Genomic DNA, 21,888 nt, shown 5'->3' on the forward strand with positions numbered 1-21,888 from the left:
TTGCCCGCTGGGCGGTCTATACGGTTATGTCCTAGAATCGCCTGCAATGAGCACCCCCCAGCAATCTCCCGCCACCCCGGGCGGCAAACCGGGTTTCCCCTGGAAACGACACCTCGTCAAGGCGGGCATCGCCGCCGCCGGCGTGGCCGTGTGCGGCGCCGTCGCGCTCGGCCTGGCGCTGGCCCTGGCCTGGCCCAGCCTGCCCGACCTGCACGCCATGACGGACTACCGTCCGCGCGTGCCGCTGCGCATCTATACCGCCGACAAGGTGCTGATCGGCGAATACGGCGAAGAACACCGCAACGTGCTGCGCATCGACGAAATCCCGCCGGTCATGCGCCAGGCGGTGCTGGCCGCCGAGGACGACCGTTTCTACAGCCACGGCGGCGTGGACTGGATGGGCGTGGCGCGCGCGGTGCTGACCAATATCGTCAAGCAGTCCAAGACCCAGGGCGGCAGCACCATCACCATGCAGGTGGCGCGCAACTTCTACCTGTCGTCGGAAAAGACGTACTCGCGCAAGTTCTATGAGCTGCTGCTGACCTTCAAGATCGAATCCGAGCTCACCAAGGACCAGATCCTGGAGCTCTACATGAACCAGATCTACCTGGGCCACCGCGCCTACGGCTTCGCCGCCGCCTCGCGCACCTATTTCGGCAAGCCCCTGTCCGAGGTGACCCCGGCCGAGGCCGCCATGCTGGCCGGCATCCCCAAGGCGCCCTCGCGCTACAACCCCATCACCAATTTCGCGCGCGCCCAGATCCGCCAGCACTACGTGCTGGGCCGCATGAAGACCCTGGGCTACCTGACGCCGGAACAGGCCGACGAGGCCATCAACCAGCAGCTGACCGTCCGCGGCGCTGACGGCGCCAGCGCGCGCGGCTTCGCCATCCACGGCGACTATCCCGCCGAACTGGCCCGCCAGCTGATGTACGGGGTGTTCCAGGAACAGACCTATTCCAAGGGCATCGACGTCTACACCACCATCGATTCCAAGGACCAGGAGGCCGCCTATCTCGCGGTGCGCGACGGCGTGCTGGCCTATACGCGCCGCGCCCCCTATCCCGGCCCCGAGGACCAGATCGACCTGCCCGCCAACGTCGAGCAGGACCCGGTCGCGCTCGACGAAATCCTCGACGGCGTGCAGGAAAAAACGCCCGACAGCGAAGACCTGCTGGCCGCCGTGGTGCTGGCCGCCAGCCCCACGGAAGTCACCGTGGCCCGCAGCGCCCGCGAGATCATCACGATCTCCGACAAGAAGGCGCTGGCGGTCGTGGCGCGCGCGCTCAACCCCAAGGCCGGCGACAAGCAGCGCCTGCGCCGCGGCTCGGTCGTGTACCTGCACAAGAACGGCGACAACTGGGAAATCATCAACATGCCGGCGCTGCAGGCCGCGCTGGTGTCCATGCAGCCCGAGGACGGCGCCATCCGCGCCATGATCGGCGGCTTCGACTACAACCGCGGCGGCTTCAACCGGGTCACGCAGGCCTGGCGCCAGCCAGGCTCCAACATCAAGCCCTTCGTCTACGCGGCCGCGCTGGAGCGCGGCCTGACCCCGGCCACGCAGGTCTCGGACCAGCCCTTCATGCTGACCGCCGAGCAGACCGGCTCCAAGGCCTGGCAGCCCAAGAACGACGGCAACAAGTACGAACCCATGATGACGCTGCGCCAGGGCCTGGTGCGCTCCAAGAACATGGTGTCGATCCGCATCCTGCAGGCCATCACGCCGCAGTACGCGCAGGACTACCTGACCCGCTTCGGCTTCGACAAGGCGCGCTGGCCCGCCGTGCTGCCGCTGGCGCTGGGCGCCGGCGGCGCCACGCCGCTGCAGGTGGTCAACGCCTACAGCGTGTTCGCCAACGGCGGCTACCGCGTCACGCCCTACCTGATCGACCGCGTCACCGACCGTTCCGGCAACGTGCTGATGCAGGCCCAGCCCGTGGTCGCCGGCGACGAGCAGGCGCGCGCCATCGACCCGCGCACCGCCTGGGTGATGGACGACATCCTGCGCGACGTGACCGTCAGCGGCACCGGCGCCCGCGCGCACCAGGTGCTCAAGCGCAACGACGTGGGCGGCAAGACCGGCACCACCAACGAGGCCGTGGACGTCTGGTTCTCCGGCTTCACGCCCAAGCTGGCCACCACCGTCTGGATGGGCTTCGACCAGCCGCGCTCGCTGGGCACCAACGAATTCGGCAGCGGCCTGGCGCTGACCACCTGGCTGGACTACATGCAGCCGGCGCTCAAGGGCATGCCGGAAAGCAAGCCCGCGCCGCGGCCCGACGGGCTGCTGGTGGACAACGGCGAATACTATTTCTCGGAATTCCCGCCGGGCCAGGCGGTGGCCTCGCTGGACCTGTCGTCCGGCGACGAGCTGACGGATTTCCTGAACAACCGCCGCTCCACCGATGGCGTGGACACCTCGGTCAAGCCGCTGCCGCCTCCTCCGGCGCCGGGCGGCGGCGCCGACGCGCCGATCCAGATGCCGCAGGCCCTGCCCATCCCGGTGCCCCAGGCCCGCAGCGCGCCGCCGGCCGGCGCGGCCTCCTTCCCGCCCATCCCGGTGCCGCGCGTCGACGCCGAGGCCCCGGCCCAGGCCGGCGCCGTCAGCGGCCCCGGCGCGCTGCCTGCGCGGCCGCTGTAATCGCCGCGCCGCGCGGGATCAGAGCTCCGTCACCACGTCGCGCGGCCAGGCCTGCAGCGACTCCAGCTCCAGGAAAGTGAAGTAGCCCGAGCGCCAGCCCTCGGTGTCGATGTGGTAGACATTGCCCAGCGCCAGCGGCGCGGCGACCGGGGTGTGGCCCGCCACTACCGCGCGCACGCCCTGGATGCCGCTGCGGTTCATCTGGCGCAGCCGCTCGCGCGACCATTGGCAGGTCTCGGCGGTGCGCCGGTAGCGGTCCTGCAGCGCCGACTCCAGCCGCGGCCAGAACAGCACCGGGCAATCGGCGTGCAGCAGGCCCACCGTGCCGGCCTCGGTCTCGACCTCGATGGCGATCGGCAGCCGCTCGAACGCCTCGGCAAAAGCCTCCTGCCGCTCGCGCGGCAGATCCAGGAACCAGCCGCCGCCGTATTCCCGCCAGTTCTTCACATCCACCCGCCCCGTGCGCACGTGGCGGATGGCGTAGTCCTCGTGATTGCCCTGCACCGCATAGAACCAGGGCCGCGCCAGCCAGTCCAGCACCGCCTCGTTTTCCGGGCCGCGATCCACCAGGTCGCCCACCGAGAACAGCCGGTCCCGGGACGGCTCGAAACCCAGCTCGCCCAGGCTGTCCTCCAGGCGCGAAAAATGCCCGTGCAGATCGCCCACCGCGAAATCGCGGCCCTGCGTATTGCGCGGAACTTTGAGAAAACGCTGCTCCATGACCTGCAAACCACCACTTTATCGATACACGACCTTTCCTTTTTAACCCGCTTTGGCGCGGCCCCCGCGCACAGTTCTTATCCGGCCCTGAAAAAATAGATGACGCGAATCAGTCTTATTCGTGATAACTTTGCATGTTTCTTACCCAGGGCTTAATCCGCCCTCCGGAAACCGCTCCCGCACCGCTTTCACTGCGCTGCCCGCGCCTCACACCATGACAGCCGCGTCCACCATCAAAACCTGGTATCTGGTCCATAAGTGGACCAGCCTGGTCTGCACGATCTTCCTGCTCATCATCTGCCTGACCGGCCTGCCGCTGGTGTTCCATCACGAGATCGAGCACTGGCTGGACGACGCCAAGCCGCTGTCGGACGTGCCGGCCTCCACCCCGCCGGCCAGCCTGGACAAGCTGGTCGGCGCCGCCCGCGCCATGTACCCGGGCGAAGTCGTGGACTACGTCTACGTCGACCCCGACGAACCCCAGGTCTACGTCGGCATGGCCAAGAAGCCCGGCGACGCCCTGGTGTCGGGCCATGCCGTGCGCATGGACGGGCGCACCGGCGACGTGCTGCTGGACGGGCCGCCGTACGTGGACGATCGCTTCACCTTCATGAACATCATGCTGGCCCTGCACGTGGACCTGTTCGCGGGGCTGGCCGGCGAACTGTTCCTGGGTTTCATGGGCCTGCTTTTCTGCGTGGCCATCGTCTCCGGCGTGGTGCTCTACGGCCCCTTCATGAAAAAGCTGGAGTTCGGCACGGTCCGCGCCGCCCGCTCGACCCGCCTGAAGTGGCTGGACCTGCACAACCTGCTCGGCATCGTGACGCTGGTCTGGGCCTTCGTGGTGGGCGTGACGGGCGTGATCAACGAACTGTCCACGCCGCTCTTCCGGCTATGGCAGTCCACCGAATTGCCGCGCATCCTGGAGCCCTACAAGGGCGCGGGCGTGCCCACCGAGCTGGCCTCGGTCCAGGGCGCCGCCGACACCGCGCTCAAGGCCGTGCCGGGCACCGTCGCCGGTTTCATCGCCTTCCCCGGCAACGCCTTCGGCAGCCCCCACCACTACATCGTCTGGATGCGCGGCGACACGCCGCTGACCTCGCGCCTGAACACGCCGGTGCTGGTCGACGGCCGCAGCGGCGAGCTCACCACCGTGGCCCGCATGCCCTGGTACCTGACCGCGCTGGAGCTGTCGCGCCCGCTGCACTTCGGCGACTACGCCGGCCTGCCGCTGAAGATCATCTGGGCGCTGCTGGACGTCATCACCATCATCGTGCTGGCCAGCGGCCTCTACCTCTGGCTGGCGCGCCGCCGCGCCACCGAAGCCCGCATCGCCGAACTCGTGCGCAAGCACCAGGCGGCCGCCCAACCTCAACGGAATCCCGCATGACCAAGACGACCCGCGGTTTCATGTTCGTCTGGGGCGCGCCCATCGTCCTGGGCCTGCTCAGCGTATTCGGCCTGCTCGCCGCGCTGCTGGGCACCGGCGGCTGGCACTGGGCTTCCTGGGTCGCCCTGTCCATCCTGCTGGCGGTGATCGTGCGCTATTGGGCGTTTCCGGCGACGTAACGGCCTACGACCCGCCCATCCACGCGAACGTTTCCGGGTCCGGCCCCAGGCGCTCGCCGTCGGGGATCGCGTCGATGGCGGCCATGTCGGCCGCCGACAGCTCGAAATCGAACACGTCGATGTTCTCCCGGATGCGCGCCGGCGTGACCGACTTCGGGATCACCAGCAGGCCGTGCTGCAAATGCCAGCGCAGCGTCACCTGCGCGGGGGATTTGCCGTATTTGCGCGCCAGGTCCACGATGGCCTTTTCCTTGGCCACGCCGCCCTGGGACAGCGGACTCCACGACTGCGTCGCGATGCCGTGCCGGGCATGGAACTCGCGCAGCGCGCGCTGGGCGAAGCCGGGATGCAGTTCGATCTGATTCACCGCGGGCGCGACGCCGGAGTCATCCATCAGCCGCTGCAGGTTGGCCTGGGTGAAATTGGAAACGCCGATCGCGCGCGCCAGTCCGTCGCGCTGCATCTCGATCATGGCGCGCCAGGCTTCCAGGTATTTGTCGCTGCCGGCCACCGGCCAATGGATCAGGTACAGGTCCACATAGGCCAGGCCCAGCTTCTGCAGGCTTTCGTCCATGGCCTTGCGGGCGTCGTCGTATCCATGCCGGTCGTTCCAGAGTTTGGTGGTGATGAACAGATCCTTGCGGGCCACGCCCGCGGCGCGCAGGCCCGCGCCCACGCCGGCCTCATTGCCGTAGATCGCCGCGGTGTCCACCAGGCGGTAGCCCGCCGCCAGCGCCGTCTTGACGCTGTCGGCGGCCTGCCCGTCCGGCACCTGCCAGACGCCCAGGCCCAGCTGCGGAATCCTGCCGCCGCCGTTCAATTCCACTACGGGTACGTTCGCCATAAAACCCTCCGTAACTAGCAATCGACTCTCGATGATACCCCCAGGGCCGGCAAGCCCCTGCCGGGCGGGATGGCCGCGGGTGCCCGATAATGCCGGTGTCCCGGCGCGCCGCAAGCGCGGCCGGCCCTGCTCACCACCCTGCTCCCTCCATGCCCGCTCCCGACACGCGGCCCGCGCGCCGCGGCAATCTGCACACATTGCGCACGCTGTTTCCCTACCTGTGGCCGCCCGGCCAGCCGGGCCTGAAGGCCCGCGTGGTGGCGGCCCTGCTGTGCCTGTTCGCCGCCAAGGCGGCCACCGTCTACGTGCCGCTGCTGTACAAGCAGGCGGTCGACCAGCTGGGCCAGGGCGCGCCGGGCACGGTGGCAGTGCCGGTGGGGCTGATCCTGGCCTACGGCTCGGCGCGCGTGCTGTCGCTGCTGTTCTCCGAACTGCGCGACGCCATATTCGCGCGCGTCGGCCAGCACGCCATCCACGCGGTGGGGCTGCGGATCTTCCGGCATCTGCACGCATTGGCGCTGCGCTTTCACCTGGCGCGCCAGACCGGCGGCCTGAACCGCGCCATCGAGCGCGGCACCAAAGGCATCCAGACGCTGCTGTCGTTCCTGCTCTTCAACATCCTGCCGACCTTCTTCGAAATCGGGCTGGTCTGTATCGTGCTGTGGAAGATGTTCGACGCCTGGCTGGCGCTGGCCACCGGCACCACCGTCCTGCTGTATATCGGCTACACGCTGGCCGTGACCGAGTGGCGCACCAAGTTCCGCCGCCAGATGAACGAAACCGATTCGGAGGCCAACACCAAGGCCATCGAAAGCCTGCTGAACTACGAAACGGTCAAGTACTTCGGCAACGAGGAGCACGAAGCCCGCCGCTACGACGCCTCGCTCACGCGCTACGAACGCGCCGCCGTGCGCAGCCAGGTCAGCCTGTCCATCCTCAACATCGGCCAGGCCGCCATCATCTCGGCCGGCCTGACACTGGTGATGTGGATGGCCGCCAGCGGCATCGCCGACGGCCGCTACACGCTGGGCGATTTCGTGCTGGTCAACACCTACCTGCTGCAGCTGTATTCGCCGCTCAGCTTCTTCGGCTTCATCTACCGCGAGATCAAGCAGGCGATCGTGGACATGGAACGCATGTTCGAGCTGCTGGGGCAGGACCGCGAAATCGCCGACCGTCCCGGCGCCCGGCCGCTGCGCGTGACCGGCGGCGAAGTCGAACTGCGCGACGTGCGCTTCGGCTACGACGCGCGCAGGCCCATCCTCAAGGGCGTGAGCTTCACCATTCCCGCCGGCAAGACGGTGGCCGTCGTCGGCACCTCGGGCGCGGGCAAATCCACCATCGCGCGCCTGCTGTTCCGCTTCTACGACGCCGACGGCGGCGCGATCCTGGTCGACGGCCAGGACGTGCGCGAGGTGACCCAGGCCAGCCTGCGCGCGGCCATCGGCGTGGTGCCGCAGGACACCGTGCTGTTCAACGACACCATCCGCTACAACATCGGCTACGGCCGCCCGGGCGCCAGCGACGCCGAGATCGAGGCGGCCGCGCGCCTGGCGCACATCCACGACCTGATCATGGCCATGCCCGACGGCTACGGCACCCTGGTCGGCGAACGCGGCCTGAAGCTGTCGGGCGGCGAAAAGCAGCGCGTGGCCATCGCCCGCACCCTGCTGAAGAACCCCGCCATCTTCCTGTTCGACGAGGCCACCAGCGCGCTCGACACCCACACGGAACGCGAGATCCAGGCAAACCTGCGCGAAGTCAGCCAGGGCCGCAGCACCCTGATCATCGCCCACCGCCTGTCCACCGTGGCCGACGCCGACGAGATCATCGTGCTGGCCGACGGCCGCATCGTCGAGCGCGGCCGCCATCCGGCGCTGCTGGCGCAGGGCGGCGTCTACGCCGGCATGTGGGCCCGCCAGCAGGAAGGCCGCGCCGATTGACAAGCCCGGCCGCTTGCCCGACTATCGCACCCTTTGATCGCCAGGGCCCGCCATGCAGGACTCCACCGCCGCCCCCGCCATCCGCGTCTGCGCCGCCGCCGACCTCGTCAACGGCGGCCTGGGCGTGAAAGTCCCCGTCTCCGACGGCGCCGGACGCACCACCGCGTTCTTCGTGCGCTACCAGGACCGCGTGCATGGCTACCTGAACCGCTGCGCCCACGTGGGCGTGGAGCTGGACTGGGAAGGCAGCTTCTTCACCCGCGCCGGCGACCTGCTGATGTGCGCGCGCCACGGCGCGACCTACCAGCCCGACACCGGCCTGTGCGTGGGCGGCCCCTGTAAAAACGGCCGCCTGACCGCGCTGTCGGTCGAGGAACGCGACGGCGCCGTCTACTGGCGTCCCGCCGGCAAGATCCGGCCGCTGGACGACGCCTCCGCCTGAGGCGCTTGCGGCCGTTCGGCATAGCGGCGCGCCAGCACCGCGCAGACCATCAGCTGCATCTGGTGGAAGATCATCAGCGGCAGCACCAACACGCCCATCTGCGCCGTGCCGAACAGTACCGTGGCCAGCGGAATGCCCGAGGCCAGCGATTTCTTGGAACCGCAGAACACCAGGGTGATCTCGTTCTCCTTGGACAGGCCCAGCCTGCGCGCGCCCCAGGTCGTGATCAGCAGCACCGAACCGAGCAGCACGGCGTTGACCAGCACCATCGCCGCCATGTCGATGGCCGGAAACGTATGCCAGATGCCCTGCGCCACGGCCTCGCTGAACGCGGTGTAGACCGCCAGCAGGATCGAACTGCGGTCCACCTTGGCCAGCTTGCTGTTGTTGCGCTGCGCCCACGCGCCTATCCAGGGCCGCAGCAGGCTGCCGGCCGCGAACGGCACCAGCAGCTGCAGCAGGATGCGGCCGGCGTCGGCCAGGCCGTGGCCCCCGCCCTGGCGGTGCAGCAGCAGCGCCACCAGCAGCGGCGTCAGCACGGTGCCCAGCAGGTTCGACGCCGTGGCCGCGCAGATCGCGCCCGGGATATTGCCGCGCGCCATCGAAGTCAGCGCGATCGAAGACTGCACGGTCGAGGACAGCGTGCACACGAACAGCACGCCCAGCCAGAGCGACGGCGTCAGCAGGCCGGGAAACAGCGCGCGCAGGGCCAGCCCCAGCGCCGGAAACAGCAGGAAGGTGCAGGCCAGGATCAGCGCGTGCAGCCGCAGGTCCTTCACGCCCGCCACGATGGCCTGCGTCGACAGGCGCGCGCCATGCAGGAAGAACAGCAGCGCGATCGCCACGTTGCTGGCCACCAGCATGAAGGACGCGCCCCGGCCCGTGGCCGGGAATACGCTGGCCAGGACCACGGTGGCGATCAGGATGAGCGTGAACGAATCGGGAAGAAAGCGGCGCATGGCAGGGAATTCCGTGATGATCGGAGCCCACTATAGGCGCGCCTCTTGTCATCGTGAAGCCCACTAGGTACTGTAGCTGCTATCGGTAATTCCTATGACCGCCATGCTCAACCCCCTGTGGCTCAACACCTTCGTCGCCGCGGCCGCCGCCCCCAGCTTCTCCGAAGCGGCGCGCCGGCTGGGCCTGGCCCAGCCCACCGTGAGCGAGCACATCCGCCAGCTGGAGCTGGCGCTCAAGCGCCGCCTGTTCCTGCGCGACACGCACTCGCTCGCGCTCACCAGCGACGGCCGCAGCCTGCTGGTGCATGCCGAGATCATCCTCGACGCGCACGAGCGCGCCGAACGCCTGTTCGACGCGCCGCGCCTGCGCGGCCGCGTGCGCCTGGGCACCTCGGACGACCTGGCCATGGGCCCGCTGCCCGACGTGCTGGCCGCCTTCCGCCTGGCCCACCCCGAGGTCGAACTGGACCTGACCATAGGCGTCACCAGCGAGCTCTACAAGCTGCTGGACGACAACGGGCTGGACGTCATGATAGGCAAGCGCCGCCGCGGCGACCGCCGCGGCCAGACCCTGCACAAGGAAGCGCTGCTGTGGCAGGCGCGCGAGGGCCTGCGCTTCGCGGCCGACCAGCCGCTGCCGCTGATCCTGCTGCGCGAGCCCAGCGTCACGCGCGGGCTGGCGCTGGACGCGCTGGCGCGCGCCGGGCGCAGTTGGCAGATCGTGTGCACCAGCACCAGCTACGCCGGCTGCCAGGCGGCCGCGCGGGCGGGCCTGGGCATTACCGTGCAGCCCTCGCACCTGGCCACCGCCGGACTGGCCGCGCCCGCGGCGGCGGCGCAATTGCCTGCGCTGCCCCAAGTGGAATTCATCGTGATTTCGGCGCCCGCGCCCAACCGGCCCACGCGCGCCCTGACCGACATCCTGATGCGCAGCACGCTGACCTGAGGCGCCGCAGATTATCCGGGCAGGTGGTCGGGCACGCCGTCGGCGTCCACGTGCGCCACCCGGTCCAGCGCGTTGCGCGCGGCCGACATGGCTTCCACCGTGCTGCGGAAACGCCGGCTGGCGTAGATTTCGAACGCCAGGTTCTCCGGCTCGGCGTCCTCGTCGCCGTCCTGCGCGCGGTCCAGCCGCCGCGTTTCCAGAAAGGCGCGCGGCGGCGTGCGGCCCTCGGGCTGGGTCGCATACGCGACCACCGAGTAACCGTTGATGATCTTCTCAGCCATGGCGGCTCCGTATGGCCGCGGCGCGGCCCCTGTTCAGGCTACGGCCCGCCGCCGCCAAACTTAAGCCGCCGCGGCCTGGCGCGTGCGCACGTAGGCCGCCACCTGGGCCAGCACGTCCGACAGGTCGGCCTGCAGTCTGGCGAAGCCCGCATTGCGTTCGCGCGTGGCTTCGTCCATGTACAGCGGGCGGCGGATCTCCACCTGCAGGCTGTGGCGGTTCAGTTCCGGCTGGCCGATCTGCGCGATCAGCTGCACGCCCTTGTAGGGGTCGTTGCGCGCCACCGTGTAGCCCTTGTCGCGCAGCGCCGTTTCGATCAGGGCGATGAATTCCGGCTCGCAGGTCGTGCCGTCGCGGTCGCCCAGCACGAAGTCGGCCAGCGGATGTTCGCTCTTGCGGCCCAGGCGCTCGTAGGCGTCGTTGGGCATGGAATGCAGATTGAGGTGCCACACCGCGCCGAAGCGCTGGACGGTGCGCTGGATGGCGTCGGACAGGGCCGCATGGTAAGGCTGGTAGTACGCCTGGATGCGGTGGCGCACTTCGGCCAGCGTCAGCCGGCGGTCGTAGATCGGCGTGGCCTTGTCCATCCGGCGCCAGATCAGGCCCTTGCCCAGGCGAGTCTTTTCGCCCGGCTCCAGCGGCTCGGGCCAGGGCTCGGCCAGCAGCTCCGGGTCCAGGTCGCGCAGCGTGCGGTTGGGGTCGATATAGACGCGCGGGAAGTTCGCGGCGATCAGCGTCGCGCCCAGGGCGGGCGCCGCCGACCACAACGCGTCGACGTGCGTGTCCTCGCCCTGGCGCAGCTGGGCCAGGCTGGCCGCCGCCCCGAAATCCGCCGGATAGCGCTCGCCGCTATGCGGCGAATCGCAAACCAGCGGCAGGGCCGGCGCCGTGGGCTCGTGCACGGAAACTGCGTCGAAGTCGGCGTGTGTCATGGTCAGTCAGCCTGGATGTTGGCGGTCTTGGCCACTTTGGCGTAGCGGGCCAGGGCCTGTTCGATCTGCGCCTGGAATTCCTGCGGCGTGGTGGGCATCAGCGTACCACCGACTTCCTCGGCCTTCTTGCGGAACTCCGGATCCTGCTGGGCCGTGCGCACGGCCTGGTTCAGGCGGTCCACCACGGCTTGCGGCGTGCCGGCCGGCGCCACCAGGCCGAACCAGCCGCCCGTGCCCATGTCGGGGTAGCCCAGCTCGATATAGGTAGGCACGTCCGGCAGCAGCGGCGAGCGCTCCATGCCCAGCACGGCCAGCGCGCGCAGCTTGCCGCCCTGCACCTGCGGCAGGGTCGAGGACAGGTTGTCGGTGATCGCGTCGACCTGGCCGCCCATCACGTCGTTCAGGGCCGGGCCCGCGCCGCGGTACGGCACGTGCAGCAGCTTGATGCCCGACAGCATCATGAAGTTCTCGATGTTCACGTGGCCCAGCGAACCCACGCCCGGCGAGGCGAAGCTGTAGCGCTCCGGCTCGGCCTTGGCCAGCTTCACGAACTCGGCCATGTTCTTGGCCGGGATATTGGGGTTGATCGCGAAAATGCTGGGCACGGCCACCACGTTGGCCACCGGCACGAAGTCCTTGACCGGGTCGTAGTTCATCTTGCGGAACACGGCCGGATTCGAGCCGTGCGTGCTCATCGTGGCCATGCCGAGGGTGTAGCCGTCCGGCGTGGCGCGCGCCACCTGCTCCATGCCCAGCGAACCGCCGGCGCCGGCCTTGTTCTCGACCACGATGGTCTGCTTCAGGTCGCGGCCGGCGTACTCGGCGATCAGGCGGGCCACGATGTCGGTCGAGCCGCCGGCGGCGAACGGCACCACCAGCTTGATCGGACGGGAGGGATAGTCGGCGGCCTGGGCCGCAGCGCCGGCGAAGGACAGGGAGGCGAACAAGCCGGCGAGCGCGAAGCGCGCGGACCGGCCGAAAGAACGGCGGGACATGGGGATGGCTCCGAAAATGGAAGGTCTATCGACAAGGCCGCCAGTGTCCGAACTTTACGGTCCCCTTTCAAACGACTATATTGCACTCTTTCATTACCAATGGTCATGCTAGATGCGCTTGCAGTCGCCCTCCATGTCCGAACTGCATGCGTTCATGACGGCCGCGCGCCTGGGCAGCTTCACGCAGGCGGCCGAAACCTTGTGCGTCACTCAGGGCGCGGTCAGCCGCGCCATCGCCCGCCTGGAGGCGCATTTCGGCCAGCCCCTGATGCACCGCAACGCCCACGGTCTGACCCTCACCGAAACCGGCCGCCGGCTCTATGACGGCGCGCATGCGCCCCTGCAGGCGATCGAGGCGCTCAGCGCCGAACTGCGCGCCGACGACCGCCGCCTGCGCCTGACCCTGTCGTCCGTGCCCACGCTGGCCAGCGCCTGGCTGGTGCCGCGCCTGCCCGATTTCCACCAGCGCCACCCCGAAATCCAGCTCGGCTTCGCGGCCTACCGGCGCAACGAGGATTTTTCGGGCGCCACGCCCGACGCCAGCATTCTTTCCGGCACGCCCGAGCAATGGCCCGGCTGGCAGGCCGACTACGTCATCGGCCGCGAAATGGTCGTGATCTGCCACCCCGCCCGGCTGGCCGCGCGCCGCGCGCAAGGGCTGTGGAGCACGCCCGCCGGCCTGCTCGGCGAAGCCCTGCTGTATCACACCAACGGCGTCGAAAACTGGGCGCAATGGTTCGCCGCCGCCGGCGTGCCGCGCGGCTCGGTCAAGCTGTCCAATGGTTTCGACCAGGTGTCCATCCTGGTGCGGGCGGTGATGGCCGACATGGGCATCGCCGTGCTGCAGCGCTGCCTGGTGCGCGACGACCTGCTTGCCGGAACGGTGGCGGCGCCCTTCCCCGAACTGCCGATACGCATCGCCCGCGGCTACCATCTGTGCGCGCCGGCCCAGCGCCGCGACCACTACGCGCTGGCCTGTTTCCGGCAATGGCTGCTGGAGACCGCCGGCCGCGACCCCGACGTGCTGGCCGCCGGCAACGCCGCCTGAAGGCCCAGGCACGCGAAACACTTCATTTCGCGGCAGGGCCGGAAAATGCTTCAAAAGAAAACAAAACGGGCTCCTTACGGAGCCCGGCTCAACCGCGCGGCGCAACGCTCAAGGCGCGAGCTTGAATCCCAGGTCCACGCCCCACTTATCGGTTTCACGCAGCCATTTGGCGCCGCAGTTCAGGCAACGGAAGTGATCCTCGCGGCTTTCCTCGCGGCCTTTCTGCGTCGGGTTGGTAAATCCCTGGTGTCCGAGTTGAGCATGCGGCGCAACGCCAGCAAGGCCCGGGTTAATGCGTTGGCAAGCCAAGCACATAACGCTCATTGATGCTTCCCCACAAACAGTGTTTCCAAATTGTAAGGGATTTCACCAATGCTTTTCTATTAAATCGGGCCCTATCGCCACAAAAAATTGTTAACGCCACAATTAAACAACGCCGGGCATCGCCGCCAGGCAGGTCGCCAGGTGATAGGGCGACGTCGAAGGCATGTCCGAACGTGTAACAACTCCGTCCGCATTCAGGCATTCATACCAGCCGCCGGCATGCAGAAACCGCTTGCGGAAAACCTCCAGGCCCGCGGCCAGCGCCGGCAGATCGCCCTGCACCGCCAGCACCCGCAGGTATTCGGTCTGGGCCCAGATCCGGCGCGTGTCGTCGATGACCGCGCCGGATTCGTCCAGCGCCGCCACCACGCCCGCCTGGTCCACGCCGCGGCGGCGCGCCCATTGCACCGCGCGCGGCAGCGATTCGGCCAGGTCCAGGCCTTCGAACACCGCCGCCGAGCCATGCACCAGCGACAGCCACTCGAACTGGTGCCCCGGCTCCAGCCGGTTGCCGGCCGTGCCCTGCCGCTCCTCCGAGATGCACTGCGACGGCGCGTGCACGAAGCGATGGCTGATGCCCTGCGCCAGGCTGCGCAGATGCTGGGCGAACCGCGCCGGCTCCGCGACCTGCGCGGCCGCCAGATAGGCCTCGGTCAGATGCATCATGGGATTCTGCGCCGGCGCGCGCAGCGGCTGGCCCAGGTCCGGGCTCAGCGCGGCGTGATAGAGCGAATCGGCGGTCTTGAAGCGCGCCTCGATGGTCGCGGCCGTAGCCAGCATGAGCTTGCGCGCCTCGCCGTTGCGGCTGCGGCGGAAATACGCCGCGCAAGCCAGCACGATGAACGCGTGGGTATAGAGATCCTGCGTGGCGTCGAGCGGGCGCGCCTGCGCGTCCACGCTATAACGCCAGCCGCCATGCTCCTCGTCGCGGAATACGCGGCGCAGCGACTCGAACAGAATATCGGCGTGCCGCCCGGCCGCCTCGCCCGGCGCCTCCGAGAAAACATAAAGCTGGCGCGCGCAGGCCATGGCCCGATAACGCGTCGCCGGCAACGCGGCGCCGCCAGCCGAATCCAGCGATTCGTACGGCAGGCCCAATGCGGTATTGAAACCCCGCCCCATCCACATGGGCAGGATGATGGAATCGAAATGCTCGCGCAGTGCGCGCACGTGCGCCGCGAGATTGGAATCGGTCTGTGCGGCAGTCATCTTGGAACGGCGCCTGCCCGGTCGGGGCTCCAGTTTTTGGAGCAGCAACGATAACCGAAATTTTCGCCGCAAACCGTTGAGCAATCTCCGCAGCCTCATGCACGCACAGACCGGTGCTACCGATCAACTCCGCCCAGGGCGTAAAGCCCTATCGGAAGATATTTTCCTCTACCCAATTCTGCGCGAATATCTCCGCGCGGTTACGCGCTTCATCCAGCGAAGCGCAATTACCCAGATGGGAAAACGCGGCATCGACTTCGGTGCCGCCCTCGGCCGTTACCGTCAGCAAAACGCCATATCCGCCGGTATCCATGGCCGCCGTGGAAACGTCGATCAGTACTTCCTGGTCACGATGCTGCATGTGCTACCTCCCAGTCGGTTACCTAAACGCGTGAACCACGCGTGACGTTGGCGGGAGCAGCGAGTCCCGCGCTAATGAATAGACCCGCAAACGTCACGCAAGTTCATCTTACTGGCGCCGGGGTCCCAGCGATACGCCAAAAAGCGACCAAATCGAGCATTTTTGCTTGGTAAATTCCCGCATCTGTCGCCAATACTCGCGAATCCGCGAAATACTGCGCAAATGTTCGCAAAATGTGCGGCAACGGAGGTCACCAAACGATCAGGACGCAACAAAACGCGTCGGGCGCGCCGCAAAACCTGCGGAACGCGCCGGATCACGGCCGCAATGTGTGTGGTGCGAGTTTGCGCGGGCTATCTGAGATGAATGGCGCCCGGCTCTTCCATGCGCAGGGCCAGCCTGCCCTTGTCGGTGATGCGCCATTGGCCGTCGGCGCCGGCCTGGATGCAACGCAGCGTTTCCAGCGCCTTCGCGACGTGTTCCGGCACCTCGGTCTGCTCGGCGCCTGGTTCGCCGTTATCGGCGACGACGCGCAACCAATGACCCAGTTCGCCTTTCTCGAAACGATGCAATGCCATGCGTGAACCTCTATAGAACCCGCTAACGATAGCACGCCGCAGTGTGCTGTCCCGTAGATGCGTCCGCATGACGAAATTTCTCCTCTTGGCGTCAGGGCTAGGCGCAAACCGCAGCGATACCCGTAGGTATCGCGAGGATTTGCAACGACGCCCTGGCGTCAAGGGGGGAATTTCGTGCGGACGTATCTACGGGACAGCACACTAGGCCAGCAGCCCGGGCAGCGACGAGGCCAGCAAGGCCAGGCCCGAGATGGTCAGCAGGCCCAGCACGACGCGGCGAAACGCCAGGTCGCTGATGCCCACGTAGACCCGCGTGCCCCACAGCGTGGGCACCAGCATGGCCGGCACGATCACGGCGAACAGCGGCAGCATCTCGCGCGTGACCAGGCCGGTGAACACATAGCTCGCCATCGTCACGATCAGCATGGACAGATTGAAGTTCTGGATCACCGCGCGCTGCACGTCGCGATCGAAGCCGCGCAAGGTGCACCACAGCGTCGGGATCACGCCGGTAAAGCCGCCGATGCCGCCCATGATGCCGCCCACCGCGCCCACCGCCGCGTCGGCCAGCCTGCCGCCCACGGCGATGCGCGGCAGCCTTGCGGCGAACAGCATGATCGGACACCAGATCGCCAGCAGCCCGCCGATGAACGCCTTGAACAGCAGCGGGTCCAGGTGCGGCAGCAGCCCGACGCCCAGCGGAATGCCGACGAGTCCGCCCGCGATGAACGGCAGCAGCCGGCCCAGCGCGAACCCGCGCCTGACGGTGAAGGCGGCCAGCAGCTGCCCGGTCAGCGCGCCGAACACCGCCATCGCCGCGGCCAGCTTGGGGTCCACCGTCCACGCCCAGAACGACATGGCCACCATGCCGAATCCGAAACCGGAAAGCCCCTGCACGAAACCGGCGGTCATGGCGCCGGCCGCGACCACCACATATAAGGAATCCATATCCCGCGTACGTCCGCATGCAAGCCGGGCCCTCCCGGCGCACGCCATTCTAGAGCGTTCCGTCCGGGATTCGGCCGGACGGGCGGATAAAGCAACGGTGCCAGGGAAAACCCCAGGACAATTCGTCTACATTCACTCCAGTACGCGGCATACTCAGCATATTCGAATCGTTTATCGACTTTACCTGAGCCACTTATGCTGGAAATCAACCTGGATGCCACTGACATCCGTATCCTGAACGAACTGCAGCGCGACGCGCGCCTGACCAACGTCGAGCTGGCGGCCCGCGTCAACCTGTCGGCCTCGCCCTGCCTGGCCCGGGTCCGGCGGCTCGAAGCCGAAGGCCTGATCGACCGCCGCGTCACGCTGCTGAACGCGCGCAAGCTGGGCCTGAAGGTCAACGTCTTCATCCAGATCTCGCTGGACAAGCAGCGCAAGGCCGCGCTGGACGTATTCGAACGCGAAATCGCCGTGCTGCCGGAAATCATGGAGTGCTATCTGATGTCGGGCGACGCCGACTACCTGATCCGCGCGCTGGTGCCCGACGTCGACGCGCTCGAACGGCTCATCGTCGAACACATCACCCGCATTCCCGGCGTGGCCAGCATCCGCTCCAGCTTCGCGCTCAAACAGGTGCTCTACACCACCGCCGTGCCGCTGTCCTGAAACAGACGGCGCCCGCGATGCTTGCGGGATCGCCGGCCCCAGACCAAAATGGTCCAAAAAAAACGCCGCGCGGGCCGTCCGGCGCGCGCAACCCTCCCATCGTCTAGCAAGGAGCAGACCATGCCTGAAACCGACTGGTTCCCCGGCGGCACGCTACCCGATCGTCAGGGCTACTACGAAGTCGAATTCGACACCGGAGAAACCGAAATCACGCGCTACGGCCTGCTGGGCTGGGAACCCGCCCAGGACCGCGGGCGGATCAAGCGCTGGCGCGGCCTGGACCCCGGCATAGAAGCCGCCGAAATGCAGCGCGAAAACGCCGTGCGCGGCACTGGAGATACGTTGAACGGCTGAACCGACGCCCAAAAAAGAACGCCGCGGAAAACCTCCGCGGCGTTCTGCATTGCCGGCGCTGCGTTCAAAGATTCAGCTTCGAGATCTTGGTGCCGGCCAGCGACACGCCCGCCATCAGCCCGCCATTGTTCATCACGAAACCGACAATGGGCTGCTGCGCCGTATTGGTGTCGATGCGTCCGTTGGCGCCGATGTTGACGACGGCCACGGTGGCGTCGGCCCCCACGGTCCAGCCGCTGCTGTTACGGAATTTGTTGAGCGCCTCGTCGGTCATGAACAGCAGCACCATGGCCTTGGACTGCGCGCCCGCCTGGAAGCCGATGGAGCCCGCCGTCGTGCTGTAGTAGCCGGCCGGCGCGCCGCCGACCCGCAGCACGCCCTTGCCGTGTTCGGCGCCGACAATGAAGCTGCCGCTCAACACGTCGGGAAAGATCAGCACGCCTTTGGCGCGCGCGACCAGATCCTTGGACTGGGGCGACGCCTGATAAAGCTTGCCCAGCGTCGCATCGGCCGCGCTATTGAGCGACTGGCGCTGCTCGGTCGCCGAGGCCGAGGACTTGGGGCTGGTGGTCGTGCAACCGGCAAACAGCAGTCCGGCCGCGCCGATCGCCACGGCCACGCTGGCGCGGCGCAGGACAGGAAAAGTATCAAGCATGGAACTCTCCTTGTTGTTGTCACCTGTTCTATCAATGTACCGGGCAAATCAGCCAGCGCAAGGCACATGATTGTGCCAAACGCAACAAAACCTGCCCGACTCCAACGTCCGGCGACACGCGCCGCTACAAAATTCCGTAGCGCGGCTCGCCGGTGGTCTCATCCACCGACACGATGCCCGACAGCACCAGCTCGGCGTGACGCCGCGCGAGCCCGGCGTCGGCGAAGGTCACGAAACGCGGCAGCGACCAGCGCCGCGGCGCGTCCTCGCCTTCGGCCCGGCTCACCGCCACCTCGATCGCCAGCACGCCGTCGCCCAATCTGACGACCTGGCATTCCACCTGAAAGCCATCGATATGACGCTGTGGCCACGCGCCCATGCCATCCTCCGAAAGTGTCTTTACCGGGGCGCAATATGCCAAAAATAAATCGGCTTGAAAAGCAATGTTTTCAAGGGGTTATGAAGCACTAGAAGACCTAGTGCGAGCGCATCTTGCATGCGCCGGAAAACCCGCCGAAACCGCGTCTGTTCGACTGTGCAGTGCTTCTTGTATTTCACTTCTGCAGTGCGTACTGCAAAATACGCCGAAACCCGCAGCCACAAGAGCCCCCATGAACCATCCCGCTTTCGAACCCGACACCGCGCCGCTGGAAGTCCTGCCGCGCGATCTCTCCGCCTACCGCGACGGTAATGTCGGCATCCCTTACGTCCACCGTTTCGAATCGGGCCGCCCCGGCCCGCACGCGCTGATCAACGCCATCACCCACGGCAACGAAATCTGCGGCATGGTGGCCGCCACCCACCTGCTCGACAGCGGCGTGCGGCCCAAGATCGGCACGCTCACGGTCAGCTTCGCCCACGTCGAAGCCTACGAGGCCTTCGATATCGAGCAGCCCTACGAAAACCGCCAGCTGGTGCACAACCTCAACCGCATCTGGTCGGCCGACATGCTCGACGGCGCCGAGGACAGCCCCGAACTGCGCCGCGCGCGCGAACTGCGGCCCGTGCTGGACGCCGCCGACTACGTGCTCGACATCCACTCCACGCGCGCCCCGGTCCAGCCCTTCTGGGTCTACACCGAAATGCCGCGCAACACCGCGCTGGCCAGCGCCGTCGGCGCGCCCGAAATCCATCTGGTCATGCCGCCGGGCATATTCCCCGGCACCGGCGTCATGAGCTATGGCCGCCACGGCGAACCGGACTCCGACAGCGGCGGCTCGCTGGTGGTGGAATGCGGCCAGCACTTCGCCCAGTCCGCCGCCACGCTGGCCACCGAGGTCTCGTTGCGCTTCCTGGCCCACCTGGGCCTGATCGACGCGCCCGCCGACGCGGCGCCGCCGCCGGCGCCGCGGCGCTACCGGCTGCTCGAAGTCCACATGGTCAAGTCGCCGGACTTCCGCTTCACGCGGCCGGTCATCGGCTTCGAGACCTTCGACAAGGGCGAGCTGATCGCCGTCAACGGCGCCGAGGAAATCCGCTCGCCATGCGACGCCTGCACCATCTTCATGCCCACGCGCATGCCCATCGTCGGCCGCGAAGCCGTGTACCTGACCGTGGCGGCATGACCCGGCCCGCGCCGGGCCGCGGACCTCAAAGGTCCGGGATCAGGCGCTTGCCCATGCTGATGACCTCGTCCTGACGGAACCCCAGGGTTTCATAGAAACCCTGCACCGCCAGATTGCCCGACCGTATCAGCAGATTGATCTTCGGACAGCCCATCTCCAGCAGCTTGCGCTCCACCGCAAGCATCAGCGCCGTCGCATGGCCGCGGCGCTGGTGCGCCGGCGACACCGCCAGGTAATTGATCCATGCGCGGTGCCCGTCATAGCCGCCCATCAGCGCCGCGACGATCGCGCCATCGGCCTCGCCCACCAGAAACAGCTCCGGCTGCACCGTCAGCTTGCGGGCGATGTCCTTGCGCGGATCGTTCCACGGACGCGTCAGCCCGCAGTCGCGCCACAGCTGGATGACGGCGGCCTCGTCGCGCGCGTGGTAAGGCCGGATGGCGAGGTCTGGATAGTTCATGCTTCGTTCCTTCCATAAGGGAAAAGAGGGAAACGAAAGCCTTGCGATACGCCTCGATAGCGGAAACAGCGGAACAAGAACGAAAAAGCCACGAGGAATATCGTGGCTTTCGGGGAAAGACGCTGAAGACTCAGCGTCCGGATCCGACCAGCCACTCAACGCAGGCGTCGAGTGACTCGTCGGCAGGAAGCGCCGGACAGCGGCGCGCAATCGGGTGTTTGCATGAACGCAAGCATACCGAAGGAGACGACCGCCGCCAACAGGCCGCTCAGCGAAATTGGAGCCGCAACAGTCGCTTCCGCATCCTAGGGTTAGCCGCAATTTCCACGTCCGGACGCTACACGTACCTTTTCCATAAATATGTTTATCGTACAAAGTCGCAACCAGAAACCGGAGCAGCACGTGGTCTAGCAAAACCAACCCAAGGGGAAGTCGTCATGAAGCGTCGCAGTGCGTTGAAACTGATGGGTAGCGCGGCCGGCCTGGCCCTGGCAGGCAGAAGCTGGTCTCAAGACGGGCCCTACCCGTCGCGAACGATCAAGATCATTGTCTCTTCCACCCCCGGAAGCGCGACCGACCTGGCCGGAAGGCTGGTCGGCGACCTGCTCTACGCCAGGTACGGGCAAAGCGTGGTCATCGAAAACCGCGCCGGCGCAGGCGGCGTGATCGGCATGCAGGCCGCCGCGGCGGCCAGGCCGGACGGCTACACGCTGACGACGGGAGGCCTGGGACACAATGTGCTGCCGCCGGCGACATTGCGCGGGCTGCCGCTGGACATTCCCACCGCCCTGTTGCCCATCGCCCAGGTCGCGGAATTCGTCAATGCGCTGGTGGTGCGCACCGACCACCCGGCCAACTCGGTGCCGGAACTCATCGAATACCTGCGCGCCAGCAAGCGCAAGCCGCTCTACGGCAGCAACGGCGTCGGCAGCTCGTCGCAAATGACGGCGGAACTCTTCGCCATGCGCACCGGATTGAAATTCGACCATGTGCCCTACAAGGGCGCCGCCGATGCACTGGTGGGCACGGCCAACGGCGATCTCGACATCTGTTTCATGAACCTTCCGCCCACGCTGGCCATGGTGGAAGGCAGGCGCCTGAAGGCCCTGGCCGTCACCAGCGCCTATCGCGCGCGGCAATTGCCCGACGTGCCCACCATGCAGCAGCAAGGCATGACGGACTTCGACGTGACCAGTTGGCTGGGCATGTACGCGCCCGCCAAAGTGGATCCGGCCATCATCGCGCAGCTGTCGGACGCCATCGTCACGGGCCTGGCCACGCCTGAATTCCAGTCGCGCATCATCGGCGCGGGGTTCGAGCCCAAGCTGCGCGACGCGGCGCAGTTCCAGGCCTTCTCGGCCTCGGAGTTCAAGCGCTGGAGCGAAGTGGCCCAGAAGGCCGGCATCGTGGTCGCCTACGGCGGCAAATAGCCCCTGGAAAGCCGGGA

The 21,888-nt window shown here is 67.3% G+C and carries 25 protein-coding genes; 11 read left to right on the forward strand and 14 right to left on the reverse strand.

What is annotated here, in order from left to right; all coding sequences use genetic code 11:
• Positions 1–46 precede the first annotated feature (46 nt).
• Positions 47–2,644 (forward strand): penicillin-binding protein 1A, encoded by a 2,598-nt coding sequence (locus AC1M14_RS16690; protein ID WP_479730072.1) that lies wholly within the window; start codon positions 47–49, stop codon positions 2,642–2,644.
• A gap of 18 nt (positions 2,645–2,662) precedes the next feature.
• On the opposite strand, the gene AC1M14_RS16695 is transcribed toward AC1M14_RS16690, so the two are convergent.
• Positions 2,663–3,364, reverse strand: coding sequence for a metallophosphoesterase (locus AC1M14_RS16695; RefSeq protein WP_102771865.1), 702 nt, complete (start codon positions 3,362–3,364; stop codon positions 2,663–2,665).
• Positions 3,365–3,578: 214 nt separating this feature from the next.
• Between AC1M14_RS16695 and AC1M14_RS16700 the strand changes: the two genes are divergently transcribed.
• Both AC1M14_RS16700 and AC1M14_RS16705 read left to right on the forward strand, forming a co-directional pair.
• Entirely contained in the window at positions 3,579–4,754 is a 1,176-nt protein-coding gene (locus tag AC1M14_RS16700; RefSeq protein ID WP_102771866.1) for a PepSY-associated TM helix domain-containing protein, read from the forward strand.
• Positions 4,751–4,933: a hypothetical protein gene (locus tag AC1M14_RS16705; RefSeq protein WP_102771604.1), complete on the forward strand. Its 183-nt coding sequence runs from the start codon at positions 4,751–4,753 to the stop codon at positions 4,931–4,933. The genes AC1M14_RS16700 and AC1M14_RS16705 overlap by 4 nt, the downstream gene beginning before the upstream one ends.
• Positions 4,934–4,937: 4 nt before the next feature.
• Here AC1M14_RS16705 and AC1M14_RS16710 read toward each other — a convergent pair whose 3' ends face one another.
• On the reverse strand, positions 4,938–5,777 hold the full coding sequence (locus tag AC1M14_RS16710; RefSeq protein ID WP_111825473.1) for an aldo/keto reductase: 840 nt from the start codon (positions 5,775–5,777) through the stop codon (positions 4,938–4,940).
• A 149-nt stretch (positions 5,778–5,926) separates the two neighbouring features.
• Here AC1M14_RS16710 and AC1M14_RS16715 point away from each other — a divergent pair, with 149 nt between their 5' ends.
• Positions 5,927–7,720, forward strand: a complete 1,794-nt coding sequence (locus tag AC1M14_RS16715) for an ABCB family ABC transporter ATP-binding protein/permease (protein ID WP_479730073.1) — start codon at positions 5,927–5,929, stop codon at positions 7,718–7,720.
• A gap of 52 nt (positions 7,721–7,772) precedes the next feature.
• Entirely contained in the window at positions 7,773–8,162 is a 390-nt protein-coding gene (locus AC1M14_RS16720; RefSeq protein ID WP_102771606.1) for a Rieske (2Fe-2S) protein, read from the forward strand.
• Here the strand turns inward: AC1M14_RS16720 and AC1M14_RS16725 are convergent.
• Complete coding sequence (locus AC1M14_RS16725; protein ID WP_479730074.1) at positions 8,111–9,121, reverse strand: bile acid:sodium symporter family protein; 1,011 nt, start codon at positions 9,119–9,121, stop codon at positions 8,111–8,113. The two genes, AC1M14_RS16720 and AC1M14_RS16725, sit on opposite strands and share 52 nt — an antisense overlap.
• A gap of 103 nt (positions 9,122–9,224) precedes the next feature.
• Between AC1M14_RS16725 and AC1M14_RS16730 the strand changes: the two genes are divergently transcribed.
• A complete protein-coding gene (locus AC1M14_RS16730) occupies positions 9,225–10,067 on the forward strand; it encodes a LysR family transcriptional regulator (RefSeq protein WP_102771868.1) in 843 nt (280 codons plus the stop codon).
• An 11-nt stretch (positions 10,068–10,078) separates the two neighbouring features.
• Here AC1M14_RS16730 and AC1M14_RS16735 read toward each other — a convergent pair whose 3' ends face one another.
• From AC1M14_RS16735 to AC1M14_RS16745, 3 genes are read right to left on the reverse strand one after another with little or no spacing between them, the layout of a single operon-like run.
• The gene (locus tag AC1M14_RS16735) at positions 10,079–10,348 is read right to left on the reverse strand and encodes a hypothetical protein (protein WP_102771608.1); all 270 of its coding nucleotides are present in this window, start codon (positions 10,346–10,348) and stop codon (positions 10,079–10,081) included.
• 60 nt (positions 10,349–10,408) lie between these two features.
• Complete coding sequence (locus AC1M14_RS16740; RefSeq protein WP_111825477.1) at positions 10,409–11,278, reverse strand: N-formylglutamate amidohydrolase; 870 nt, start codon at positions 11,276–11,278, stop codon at positions 10,409–10,411.
• 2 nt (positions 11,279–11,280) lie between these two features.
• Positions 11,281–12,273, reverse strand: coding sequence for a Bug family tripartite tricarboxylate transporter substrate binding protein (locus AC1M14_RS16745; RefSeq protein ID WP_479730075.1), 993 nt, complete (start codon positions 12,271–12,273; stop codon positions 11,281–11,283).
• A 112-nt stretch (positions 12,274–12,385) separates the two neighbouring features.
• On the opposite strand from AC1M14_RS16745, the gene AC1M14_RS16750 reads away from it, so the two are divergent.
• The gene (locus AC1M14_RS16750; protein WP_111825479.1) at positions 12,386–13,321 is read left to right on the forward strand and encodes a LysR substrate-binding domain-containing protein; all 936 of its coding nucleotides are present in this window, start codon (positions 12,386–12,388) and stop codon (positions 13,319–13,321) included.
• Positions 13,322–13,429: 108 nt separating this feature from the next.
• Here AC1M14_RS16750 and AC1M14_RS16755 read toward each other — a convergent pair whose 3' ends face one another.
• The 5 genes from AC1M14_RS16755 to AC1M14_RS16775 form a co-directional block, all read right to left on the reverse strand.
• Positions 13,430–13,645: a hypothetical protein gene (locus AC1M14_RS16755; protein ID WP_102771612.1), complete on the reverse strand. Its 216-nt coding sequence runs from the start codon at positions 13,643–13,645 to the stop codon at positions 13,430–13,432.
• A gap of 102 nt (positions 13,646–13,747) precedes the next feature.
• Entirely contained in the window at positions 13,748–14,854 is a 1,107-nt protein-coding gene (locus AC1M14_RS16760; RefSeq protein WP_479730076.1) for an AGE family epimerase/isomerase, read from the reverse strand.
• Positions 14,855–15,002: 148 nt separating this feature from the next.
• The gene (locus AC1M14_RS16765; protein WP_102771614.1) at positions 15,003–15,215 is read right to left on the reverse strand and encodes a hypothetical protein; all 213 of its coding nucleotides are present in this window, start codon (positions 15,213–15,215) and stop codon (positions 15,003–15,005) included.
• Between the two features lie 353 nt (positions 15,216–15,568).
• Positions 15,569–15,793 (reverse strand): hypothetical protein, encoded by a 225-nt coding sequence (locus AC1M14_RS16770; protein WP_102771615.1) that lies wholly within the window; start codon positions 15,791–15,793, stop codon positions 15,569–15,571.
• Between the two features lie 201 nt (positions 15,794–15,994).
• Positions 15,995–16,741 (reverse strand): sulfite exporter TauE/SafE family protein, encoded by a 747-nt coding sequence (locus AC1M14_RS16775; RefSeq protein ID WP_479730077.1) that lies wholly within the window; start codon positions 16,739–16,741, stop codon positions 15,995–15,997.
• 195 nt (positions 16,742–16,936) lie between these two features.
• Between AC1M14_RS16775 and AC1M14_RS16780 the strand changes: the two genes are divergently transcribed.
• Together AC1M14_RS16780 and AC1M14_RS16785 are read left to right on the forward strand one after the other, a co-directional pair.
• Positions 16,937–17,407 carry an Lrp/AsnC family transcriptional regulator gene (locus AC1M14_RS16780; RefSeq protein ID WP_102771617.1) on the forward strand — a complete coding sequence of 157 codons (471 nt, stop codon included), beginning with the start codon at positions 16,937–16,939 and terminating at the stop codon, positions 17,405–17,407.
• A 120-nt stretch (positions 17,408–17,527) separates the two neighbouring features.
• A complete protein-coding gene (locus tag AC1M14_RS16785) occupies positions 17,528–17,761 on the forward strand; it encodes a hypothetical protein (protein ID WP_102771618.1) in 234 nt (77 codons plus the stop codon).
• A gap of 64 nt (positions 17,762–17,825) precedes the next feature.
• Here the strand turns inward: AC1M14_RS16785 and AC1M14_RS16790 are convergent, their stop codons facing one another.
• Both AC1M14_RS16790 and AC1M14_RS16795 read right to left on the reverse strand, forming a co-directional pair.
• Positions 17,826–18,416, reverse strand: a complete 591-nt coding sequence (locus AC1M14_RS16790) for a BPSL1445 family SYLF domain-containing lipoprotein (RefSeq protein WP_102771619.1) — start codon at positions 18,414–18,416, stop codon at positions 17,826–17,828.
• Between the two features lie 124 nt (positions 18,417–18,540).
• Entirely contained in the window at positions 18,541–18,756 is a 216-nt protein-coding gene (locus AC1M14_RS16795; RefSeq protein WP_479730078.1) for a hypothetical protein, read from the reverse strand.
• 271 nt (positions 18,757–19,027) lie between these two features.
• On the opposite strand from AC1M14_RS16795, the gene AC1M14_RS16800 reads away from it, so the two are divergent.
• On the forward strand, positions 19,028–19,981 hold the full coding sequence (locus AC1M14_RS16800; RefSeq protein ID WP_479730079.1) for a M14 family metallopeptidase: 954 nt from the start codon (positions 19,028–19,030) through the stop codon (positions 19,979–19,981).
• Positions 19,982–20,006: 25 nt separating this feature from the next.
• Here AC1M14_RS16800 and AC1M14_RS16805 read toward each other — a convergent pair whose 3' ends face one another.
• On the reverse strand, positions 20,007–20,441 hold the full coding sequence (locus AC1M14_RS16805) for a GNAT family acetyltransferase (protein WP_479730080.1): 435 nt from the start codon (positions 20,439–20,441) through the stop codon (positions 20,007–20,009).
• Between the two features lie 437 nt (positions 20,442–20,878).
• On the opposite strand from AC1M14_RS16805, the gene AC1M14_RS16810 reads away from it, so the two are divergent.
• Complete coding sequence (locus AC1M14_RS16810; RefSeq protein WP_246842404.1) at positions 20,879–21,871, forward strand: Bug family tripartite tricarboxylate transporter substrate binding protein; 993 nt, start codon at positions 20,879–20,881, stop codon at positions 21,869–21,871.
• The last annotated feature ends 17 nt before the right edge of the window (positions 21,872–21,888 follow it).

Source organism: Achromobacter sp. SX5, assembly GCF_056711425.1.